4 protein-coding genes are annotated in these 10,040 nt (G+C 64.4%); 2 read left to right on the forward strand and 2 right to left on the reverse strand.

Annotated features, from left to right (window positions below):
* Positions 1–78 precede the first annotated feature (78 nt).
* Together QMX89_RS20245 and metR are read right to left on the reverse strand one after the other, a co-directional pair.
* Positions 79–5,388 (reverse strand): DUF6543 domain-containing protein, encoded by a 5,310-nt coding sequence (locus QMX89_RS20245; RefSeq protein ID WP_282349594.1) that lies wholly within the window; start codon positions 5,386–5,388, stop codon positions 79–81.
* A 112-nt stretch (positions 5,389–5,500) separates the two neighbouring features.
* A complete protein-coding gene (metR, locus tag QMX89_RS20250) occupies positions 5,501–6,418 on the reverse strand; it encodes a transcriptional regulator MetR (protein WP_282349598.1) in 918 nt (305 codons plus the stop codon).
* A 106-nt stretch (positions 6,419–6,524) separates the two neighbouring features.
* On the opposite strand from metR, the gene metE reads away from it, so the two are divergent.
* Together metE and QMX89_RS20260 are read left to right on the forward strand one after the other, a co-directional pair.
* The gene (gene metE, locus QMX89_RS20255) at positions 6,525–8,834 is read left to right on the forward strand and encodes a 5-methyltetrahydropteroyltriglutamate--homocysteine S-methyltransferase (RefSeq protein ID WP_282349595.1); all 2,310 of its coding nucleotides are present in this window, start codon (positions 6,525–6,527) and stop codon (positions 8,832–8,834) included.
* A gap of 91 nt (positions 8,835–8,925) precedes the next feature.
* The gene (locus QMX89_RS20260; protein ID WP_282349596.1) at positions 8,926–9,945 is read left to right on the forward strand and encodes an alpha/beta hydrolase; all 1,020 of its coding nucleotides are present in this window, start codon (positions 8,926–8,928) and stop codon (positions 9,943–9,945) included.
* The last annotated feature ends 95 nt before the right edge of the window (positions 9,946–10,040 follow it).

Consider the following 10,040-nt stretch of genomic DNA (forward strand, 5'->3'; position numbering starts at 1 on the left):
CCCCTTGCCCTCGTCGCTGACCGCTGGATCGTTATCCGGCGCAACGAGGGCAGGGCGCTTGTTTGTCTCCTCGGCGAATTACGCCTGCACATCTGCAAAGTGCTTCACCGCCAGCGCCTTGCCGATGGGCCCGCGCCAGATACGTTGTGCTTCATCACCCTGCTCCTGCTGCCAGCGCAAGCCCAGCATGCGTTGATCCGGCCGCTTGATGTGGGCCCTTTCGAACTGCCCGAACCCCGCCCGCTCCCGACGGTAGTGAAAGTGTGCATACCACAGCGGGACGGGTGGCTCGACGGTGAGGTCGCGGATGACGTACTCCTGGAGGAAGTCGGGTTCGGCACGTTCGGCGCCGAGGGAAGCTCGATCCCCCAGTCTGACGATGTCCACCTGACGTTGCTCGAGCAGATAGTCCAGATACCCCTCGGTCGGCGTTTGGCTGCTCATCGCCTGCCGGATCCGCATGGCCCGCCCCTTTGCCCGCAATTCCCGGGCACGTCTGCGCAGGCGCTGTGCCAGTTCCTGCGCAGGCTGCCGCTGCTCGATGGCCGAGGCACGCAGTTCCAGCTGCCGGCCCTGGTTGACCATCAGGTCTTCGAGATTGGCCGGTGCTTCACCGGGAACGGCATAGCGTTCCACTCGCCGTTCGTGGGCGTCGCTGGCCTCAAGCCACTTGCGGCCCTCGGCGAGCAATTCGGCCAGGGGCTGCGAATGTTCCGGTAGCGAAGCGCTCAGCGGATCATCCTGCAGACGCCACTGGTTGCCCACGCGGCGATAGGTTTCAGGCCTGCCCGCGCTGCCGGTGAGGGTGAAGATCTGTTCCCCGTCCGCCGTCCGGCCTTCGTCGCCAATGAAAAAATCATGCTCGTGGGTTTCGAACACTCTGCGGGCTGAGGAGGCCGGTTGCTTCGGTCGTCGGGTGATGGTGCTCAGCTGCGGCATCATCCGGTCCGCGTGGTCGATCAATCGGTCCAGAGACTGGATCATCCGTTCGAATGCGTCGAGCTCGAAGCGATCCGGCCGGTTGCGCCGCCAGGTGTTCATCTGGTTGCGGTAATCGATATAGATCTGGCGCGAGCTGCGCAATACGTTCTGCCGCTCGCGCAGGCCGGCCGCCGTTTCGAGCAATCGGAAGTGGCTTTCCAGGCCATGATGGAAGCGGTTTCTCAAGGGCCGGGTGTCGAGCAGGTGAAACATCTGCGATACGTCCCTGACGTCTGCGGTTCTGTGCGCCAATTGAGTCAGGTTGGACGCGCGGGCGATTTCCAGGTCCGCGTCTGCCACCGCTTCCAGCACCTGGCGCACCTGAGCGCGGTCGCCGCGTTGGCTCACCCGACTGGCCCAAACTTCGGCCTGCTGCAACCGCTGCTCCATAAGGCTGAACTGGTTGTCCATGTTCTGGCGCATCTGCCGTTGTTCACGCATTTGCGAGGCGGGCAGGTCGAACAGCTCCCCAGGCGCGCGGACCTGATCGAGGGACTGGATCAGTTCGTTGATCGTGCGCCGAGCCATGTTGGCGTGGTTGATCCTGCGTCCGGCAATGATGTAGGCGACTTCGCTCTGGAATTGCTTGTTACGCCGCAGGAAGTCGCGAGAGACCAATCCTTCGTGCTCCTGCAACAGTTCGTACAGGGCCTCGGCCCGCTCGATGTCGCTGGTACAGGCCGCTTCGGCGCTGGCCCGCCGCTGCGGATCGGCGGCTTGGGTCATGATCAGTGATTCATGGCGGTTCAACTGCTCGTGCAACAGCCTGTTGTGGTGATCGATGCTGCTGGAAAGCTCGAAGTGACGGCGATACTGGCGATCCACCAGCCAGCGCGGCAATCGCTCGCGGACGGCGGCCGGCCAGAGCGGCTGCAAGCCGTCAGCGGCGCGATGGCCAAGGTAGCCCAGCACGCCACCGCCGCCTGCCAGGCCGTCCTTGATCAATGTGCCGTAGAGCGCACCGTGGGTCTGCCAGCGCCCGCTTGGATCCAGCGCAATGGGCTGAGGATAGGTCTTGCTGGCCGTGCCCTGCAGGCGCCAGGTCTGCGGGCTGGCGTGAAGCGTGACTTGGTAGACCTGACCGTCACGCAGAATGAAATCGCCCTCGGCATGGCGGTAGATACCCCGGTACAGGCCCTGGGTGGCCGGTTGCAGGTTACTCAGGTCCAAGGGTAGCGTGTAGCGATAGCCGCTGAAGGGATCGGGCCTGCCTGCCGCAGACCCTTTCACCGCCTGTGGGGCGCCTGCGCGCCGGGCGAGCGCCGACCACTGGCGGCCGCGAGCCAGCAAGCGGCTGCCGCCAGGGACGGCAACGGCGCCGGGAACGGTATCGATAGCCACATCGATCAGTGCGCCGAGCATAGCTTCCAGCTGGTCCAGGCCTTCGCTGACGAGACCTGCACGCCACGCACCGACAGCGGCATTGGCGGCTGTCCAGGCGTCGAGCAGCGCCAGCGCGGTGCCCACCAGGGGCAGCACGCCAAAGGCCATTTTCAGGTAGTCGAACACGTTGCCGTGGGCCACGGCTGCTTGCTGCAGGTACAAGGCATCGTTGCTGCGGCCCCGTTGGCGTTGGGTTTCGATGAGGCGACCCATGTGCGCATCGAGCAGATGGCTGGCCAGCGAGGTCGTGGCTGGCCAGGGATGGCCGACACCGATCAAGGCATCGAAATTGTGCAGCCCGGCTTGGTCGATGCGCGCCTTGTGACTGGCGGCACTGCCAGCGATGGCCCGCTCGGCCAGGTAGTTGCCCATCGTGCTGTCGAAGCTGAGCGTGAAAAGCCCCAGGCGGGCGGCCTCAAGGCTTGGGTACTCGCGCAGGCAGCGCCGGTCGGGAGCGTCGGGCAGATACAGCAGGGTCTGGCCGCCGTTACGGTCATGAATGAAGGACAGGCCGGACAGTGTGGTGGGTCGATCACCGGTATCGCTGCCGCCGACCGTTAGCCGTGCCGGCAGCAGTTGCACGTCGCGGCCCCGCGATCGCCAGGCCGCCGCATCGCTGGCGTCGATGGCGAGCATTGCCAAAGCGTGGCCGTCAGCGCTGATCCGACCGCGATGACGGGCATAGTCGCTTTGCATGTGCAGCATCAGCCGCGTGGGTTCGATCAGGCACTCGCGCTGATGAGCCAGGGCATGGGCGGACTGCCCGACGTGACCGAGGAATGCCTGGCGGATCTTGTCTTCGCACGCCTGCGCCAGGTTCAGATCACGCACTGTTCGACGCAGATAGCTCAGATCGATACCGGCCGTTACCCGAGCGCGCTGCTCGGCGTCGGCACCGCTCACCTGAACCTGCATGAAGCCCAGGCGTTGCAGCATGTCGGCGTCGAGATTGTGCTGCGCCAGACGGGCGAGCGACCATGGCGTGCGTTCCGGACCTGCGGTGGCCACGGTTTGCTGCGGCGTGCCAGGGGCGCCAGAGCCGGACACGGGTTGTTTACGATGGATGAGCCGGTCAGGGATGTCGATCAGCACATGCACGTCGTCGGTCAGGTTGAAGTCGGTGCGCAGTCGCTCCTGCAGCAAGGCATCGGCGTACTGATCGAGGTCCGGCAGGTCGCGTTCCAGTTGCCCATTGGTCGCCCGCACAGCGCGGATATAGTCGCTGATCAAAGACTTCAGGCGCCCACGGTCCTCAGGTGCAAGGTTCTTCAGCCAATCGGGCAGTTCACTTTCCAGGCGCTCACTGAAACCCTCTTGGGCCAGTTGCACGTAGGCGCGGTCACGCGCGGCGTGGGCGGGCACCACGAGGTGTTCGTAAGTGGAGGAGGTCAGTTGCTGCAAGGCCTCCTGGCGCTGTGGCTCATGAGTGGCTGCGGGCAGCTGTTCGAGAAGCTGGTTGGCTTGCTCCTCGCAGGCGTGCAGTTGATTCTGCAGGCCGTAATCGAGGAAGTCGCCGGTCACCGGAGACAGATGCAGGGTGACATCGTTGCCAAAGGCGCTCAGGCGAAACAGCGTGCGCTTGAGGTGTGCGACCGACTCGAACGGCTCCAGGCCGCCGCCTGAGCCTGGCCAGTACACCAGCACGAAGTTGTCGTCTGTTGGGTTTGGCGTTTGCATGAATGCCACTACCCCGTGCAACTCCTCGGTGCGGATGGTGGTCGTGGTGCCGTTGACGTCGGCAATCGACAGTGACAGCGCGTAAGCGGTGCCGTTCTCGGCGCCGCGTTGGCTTGATTGAGGGTGCGCCAGAATCGTTTGCATCAATTGCACCTGGGGCAGGGTCAAGAGGCCCAGCGCCTGTTGCAGGGCGACTTCGGCGCGCAAGCCTTCCAGTCGCGCCTGGTACAGGGACGAATAATGGGGGTTGGGTAAATAGCGCAGGCGGTAGAGATCTTCCAGCTGCTGCGCTGCCAACAGCCCGGCCGCAGCCTGTGCTGCGCGTTCCTGGGCAGCGGACAGGGCGGCCAGCAGATCCTTGAGGCGTACCCATCCCGGGCTTTCGGAGCCTGCTCGCAGGTCGTCCCCGAGCAGGTTCAGCATGGCCTGATGCTGACGTTTGAGCTCTGCCCAGCGATGGCTTTGGGGAATGTCCGGGCTGAGGCTGCCGAACGCCGTGAAGTTGTCGGCACCCTCTGCCGGTTCGGGCGCATCGAAGGCGGGCAGGTCGGCGAACGGTACGGCGTTTGTGGGCAGGACTGCCGCGTCGTCTTCTTCTGCGCTCTCGCCGTTACTGCCCGAGCGCGCCGTCTTCAGATAGAGCAAGCGGCTGTGGCTCAACCACTGCTTGCAGGCGCTGGAGAGCTGGGCAGGCTGGTAGCTGAGCTCCACGGCGGCATCGGTGCGCAGATTCGCGTGGGACCAGATCTGGCGGCGATCCTGCAGCAGGTAGGTCTGCAGCGATTGACGATCGGCGAAAGCCTGCAATGCGGGGTTGCGTGAGGGCAGGTAGAGCAACTGCGCCACCGGGGTGTCGCTGTCCACAGTCAGTAGAAGTGCACCTGCCGTTTTCACGCGAGTGCCGTCGGGCGTCTGCAAGGCAACGGTCTCTACGTAGATGTGTTGTGATCGGATTTCGCTGCCGCCTTCGAGCAGGGTCAGCAGCGGCCGTAACTGGGTGTGGTCCAGTTGGCCGTGGTAGTAAGCCAGTTGCGCAGCGGCATGCAGGTGGTCGAGGAACGCCTGCTCCGCCTCCGCTCGACGCGAAACTGCCGCATAGGGCGCGCGGCCGTTCCAATAGTCGATCCAGTGTTGCCGGCGGTGATCCTCCAGCGTCTGATTGTTCAGCGCTGGCTGCCGCGCCGGTAACGTATCGACCGCACGTGGCGCTTGCGCAAGCAGGGCTTGCAGGCGAGTGCGTGCGCGCTGCCAGAGCAGGGAGCCCTCCTGCAGCAGGTTGTCGTGGCGAATCGGATAGGCCCGGTATGTCAGCGCACGGGCAACGAAAGGGGTAGGGGCATCGCTCATGTGGACGGTTTCCTGATGTCGAGGCGATGACCGGCAGGGTCATCGCGCTCGCCATTACGAACCGTGAGCGAGGCGCCAGGGCGCTACTTAAATAGTGCTTGGCCTGCCGGACTCAACGTACGGCGCTGACGCCGTCCAGGGTGGAGAACGAGGTGTCCTTGGCAGTCAGCAGGAAGTCACGCATGTAGGGCGCGTCGAGCATGTCGGTGCGCACCGCTGCATACAGCGTGGCAAACAGGCCCTTGTCGCCCAGGCGCTTGGCCTTCACATAGCCGCGCGAACTGTATTCGTGCAGCGCCCAGTGAGGCATGCCACAGACGCCGCGACCGCTGGCCACCAACTGCATCATCATCACTGTCAGCTCGGAGGTGCGCACCTGCGCCGGCTCGATGTCGGCCGGTTCGAGGAAGCGCGTGAAGATGTCCAGCCGGTCGCGCTCCACCGGGTAGGTGATCAGGGTTTCGCTGGCCAGGTCTTCGGGCACGATGAAGGGTTTGCTTGTCAGTACGTGCTGGTTGGCCACCGCCAGCATGGCCTCGTAGGTGAACAGCGGGACATAGGTAATGCCCGGTAGCTCCAGTGGATCAGAGGTCACCACCAGGTCCAGGTCGCCACGGGCGAGGGCCGGCAAGGGTGCGAAAGCGAAGCCGGAGGCCAGGTCCAGTTCCACTTCCGGCCAGGCATCGCGGAATTGGTCGATGGTCGGCATCAGCCACTGGAAACAGCTGTGGCATTCGATGGCCATGTGCAGCCGGCCTGCGGTGCCGCCGGCCAGACGAGCGATGTCACGCTCGGCGCCGCGCAATAACGGCAGTGTGGCGTCGGCCAGCTGCAGCAGGCGCAGCCCGGCGCTGGTGAAGCGAATAGGTTTGGTCTTGCGCACGAACAGTTGCATACCCAGGCGCTCCTCCAGTTCCTTGAACTGGTGGGACAGCGCCGACTGGGTCAGGTGCAGGCGCTCGGCGGCTTCCACCAGGCTGTCGGCCTCGCGCAGGGCGTGCAGGGTTTTCAGGTGACGGATTTCGAGCACCTTGGTCTCCATGAGTAGAACTTGTGATCAACACGAAAAGATTGAGTTTGTCTCATGTTGGTGTGGTTGTCGACAATGGCGCCATCATTTACAAGGAGCTGCACTCATGGCACTGGCCCACACCCTCGGATTTCCTCGCATCGGCGCTGACCGCGAACTGAAGAAGGCGCTCGAAGCGTATTGGAAAGGCGATCTTGACCAGGCAGCCCTGCGTCAGACCGGCCGGGAGCTGCGCGCCCGCCACTGGCAGTTGCAAGCGCAGGCTGGCATCGAGTTGCTGCCGGTGGGTGACTTCGCCTGGTATGACCAGATGCTCGCGCACTCGGCTGCCTTCGGCGTGGTGCCCAGCCGTTTCGCCGATGCCCTGGGTGCCGATGGCAGGCCCACGCTCGACACGTTGTTCGCCATGGCGCGTGGTGCCGGAAGCTGTTGCGGCGGTGCAGCGGGCGAGACCCAGCATGCTTTGGAGCTGACCAAGTGGTTCGATACCAACTACCACTACCTGGTGCCTGAATTCAGTGCCGACCAGCGCTTCGTGCTTAGTTGGGAGCAGTTGTTCGAAGAGGTCGACGAGGCGGTCGCGCTCGGTCACAAGGTCAAGCCCGTGCTGATCGGACCGCTCACGTATTTGTGGCTGGGCAAGGCCAAGGGCTCGGCCTTCGACAAGCTCGACCTGCTGGAACGGCTGTTGCCGGTGTACGGTGAGATCCTTTCGCGCCTGGCCCGGCAAGGGGTGGAATGGGTGCAGATCGACGAACCGATCCTGGGCCTGGATTTGCCCCAGGACTGGAAGAATGCGTTCGAGCGCGCCTACCACATTCTCCAATACTCACCGCTGAAGAAGCTGCTGGCGACCTACTTCGCCAGCCTGGACGACAACCTCGGCCTGGCTGCGGGCCTGCCGGTAGATGGTCTGCACGTCGACCTGGTGCGCGCGCCCGAGCAACTGCCGGCAGTGCTCGACCGCCTGCCCACCTACAAGGTCCTGTCGCTCGGAGTGGTCAACGGCCGCAACGTCTGGCGCTGCGACCTGGAGGCGGCGCTTGCGCACCTGCAGCAGGCCCGCGAGCGTTTCGGCGCCAATCTGTGGGTGGCCAGTTCCTGCTCGTTGCTGCACAGCCCGGTCGATGTGCGCCGAGAGGACCGGCTCGATGCCGAACTCAAGAGCTGGCTGGCCTTCGCCGTGCAGAAGTGCGAGGAAATCGCCGTGCTCGTGCAGGCCCTGAATACGCCCGAAGCGCTGCAGGTAAAGCAGGCGCTGGCGCAGAGTCAGGCGGTACGGGTCAGTCGCGAGCACTCACCGCGCATTCACAAGCCGGCCGTGCAAGCGCGCCTCGCAGCGGTGACGCCTGCCGACACGCAACGTTCGTCGGCCTTCGCCACACGCATCGACGTACAGCGGGCGCACCTGCGCTTGCCGGCGTTTCCTACCACTACCATCGGTTCCTTTCCGCAAACCGCGTCGATTCGTCTGGCCCGCCAAGCGTACAAGTCCGGCAAGCTCTCGGCCAATGACTACACCGACGCGATGCATGTGGAGATTCGCCATGCGATCCAGGTCCAGGAGCGTCTGGGTCTGGATGTGTTGGTGCATGGTGAGGCCGAGCGCAATGACATGGTCGAGTACTTCGCCGAGCAGTTGGATGGCTACCTGATCACCCGCTTCGGCTGGGTACAAAGCTATGGTTCGCGCTGCGTCAAACCGGCGGTCATCTATGGTGACATCAGCCGCGAGCACGCCATGACCGTGGACTGGATCACCTATGCCCAGCGGCAGACCGGCAAGTGGGTCAAGGGCATGCTGACCGGTCCGGTGACCCTGCTGATGTGGTCGTTCGCCCGCGAAGACCTGCCGCGGGAAGTCCAGGCACGGCAGTTGGCCCTGGCGGTCCGCGACGAAGTGCAGGACCTGGAGCGCGCCGGGATCCGCATCATCCAGATCGATGAGGCGGCGTTTCGCGAGGGGCTGCCGCTGCGTCGGGCCCAGTGGCCGGCCTACCTGGAATGGGCCGTGCAGGCGTTCAGGCTGTGCGCCAGTGGTGTGGCCGATGCGACGCAGATTCACACGCATATGTGCTACAGCGAATTCAACGACGTGATCGAGGCCATCGCTGCCATGGACGCGGATGTCATCACCATCGAGACCTCGCGCTCGGACATGGAGTTGTTGCAGGCCTTCGAAGCGTTCGAGTACCCCAATGACATTGGTCCTGGCGTGTACGACATCCATTCACCGCGGGTCCCGGACACCGAACAGATGCTGCGCTTGCTGACCCTTGCCGCAGCGCGTATCCCGGCCGAACGGTTATGGGTCAACCCCGACTGCGGGCTGAAGACCCGTGCCTGGCCCGAAACCGAAGCGGCGCTGGTCAACATGGTCGCGGCCGCGCGCCAGGCCCGGCAGCGGCTGGCCTGAGCGCGTACCACAGACCGTACAGCGGAGTTCATCAAACGGTCACAGAAGTGTGGCAGCGCGATGTACGAAAAGTCATCAGACTCGCGCCTCAATGGGGTTCTGCGTTCTGGTGCAAGTCATGCGTCTATGGGTGTTTCTGACCGCGCTGCTGTGCGGTCAGTGGGTTTTTGCAGCTGAACGCTGCGATGTCGATGTTCCGCTTCAATACGCTCCACTGGCTCAGGTCAGCCTGGCCTATCAAAGTATCGGTCGCGTCCAGGACCCAGCGCTGTTGCTGGTAATGGGGCTGGGTGGGCAACTGATCGACTGGCCCGACGAAGTGGTCAGCGCCCTGTGTGAGCAAGGCTTTCGGGTGATTCGCTACGACAATCGCGATGTCGGCCTGTCGACCTGGTCGCAGCCGCCGCCGTCGGCCAACCTGGCCTTCGAGGTGCTGCGCTACAAGCTGGGCCTGGCGGTGTCGGCGCCGTACAGCCTGACCGACATGGCCGATGACGCGCTGGGTTTGATGGATGCGCTGCAGGTGCAGCGCTTCCACGTGTTGGGCGCGAGCATGGGCGGGATGATCGCCCAGCACCTGGCCGATCGTGCGCCGCAGCGGGTGCAGAGCCTGACGCTGATCATGTCAAGCTCCGGCGCGCCGGGCCTGCCGGAGCCGCGTACAGCCTTGCTTCAGCTGCTGGCCAAGCGCAGCGCGCCGAGCCGGGAGTTGGCGCTGCAGCAGCAGGCTGACTTGCTGGCAGCGTTGGGCAGCCCGCAGGTCGCCGATGATCGCGCCGAGCTGCTGCATCAGGCGCAGGTGTCATACGACCGTGCGTTCAATCCACTGGGGGTGCAGCGACAGATCATGGCGATTCTCGCCGAGCCCAGCCGGGTGGCCTTGCTCAACCGCCTGCGGGTGCCGACGCTGGTGGTGCATGGCACGGCCGATCCGCTGCTGCCGGTGATGCATGGGGTGCATCTGGCGGCGCATATCAAGGGCAGCCAGTTGCGGCTGATACCGGGATTGGCGCATCGCTTCCAGGAGGCCTTCAAGGCGCCGCTGTTAGGAGCGGTCCTGCCGTACCTGGCGCAGCAGCGGCAGCGGGAAGGGGTGTTGGCGGGGTTGTAACGGGTTTTGGGGTGTCAGGTAGGGCCTCTTCGCGGGCAGAGACCCGCTCCCACAAGTAAAGGCTCACTAGGTCTCTGTGGGAGCGGGTCTCTGCC

It is taken from the genome of Pseudomonas sp. PS01301 (assembly GCF_029960215.1).
Lineage (GTDB): Bacteria > Pseudomonadota > Gammaproteobacteria > Pseudomonadales > Pseudomonadaceae > Aquipseudomonas > Aquipseudomonas coleopterorum.

What these genes read in the sequence shown, in the direction of transcription:
- QMX89_RS20260 (WP_282349596.1), top strand. Translation starts at nt 8,926, where the DNA reads ATGGGGTTCTGCGTTCTGGTGCAAGTCATGCGTCTATGGGTGTTTCTG.
- metE (WP_282349595.1), top strand. Translation starts at nt 6,525, where the DNA reads ATGGCACTGGCCCACACCCTCGGATTTCCTCGCATCGGCGCTGACCGC.
- QMX89_RS20245 (WP_282349594.1), bottom strand. Translation starts at nt 5,388, where the DNA reads ATGAGCGATGCCCCTACCCCTTTCGTTGCCCGTGCGCTGACATACCGG.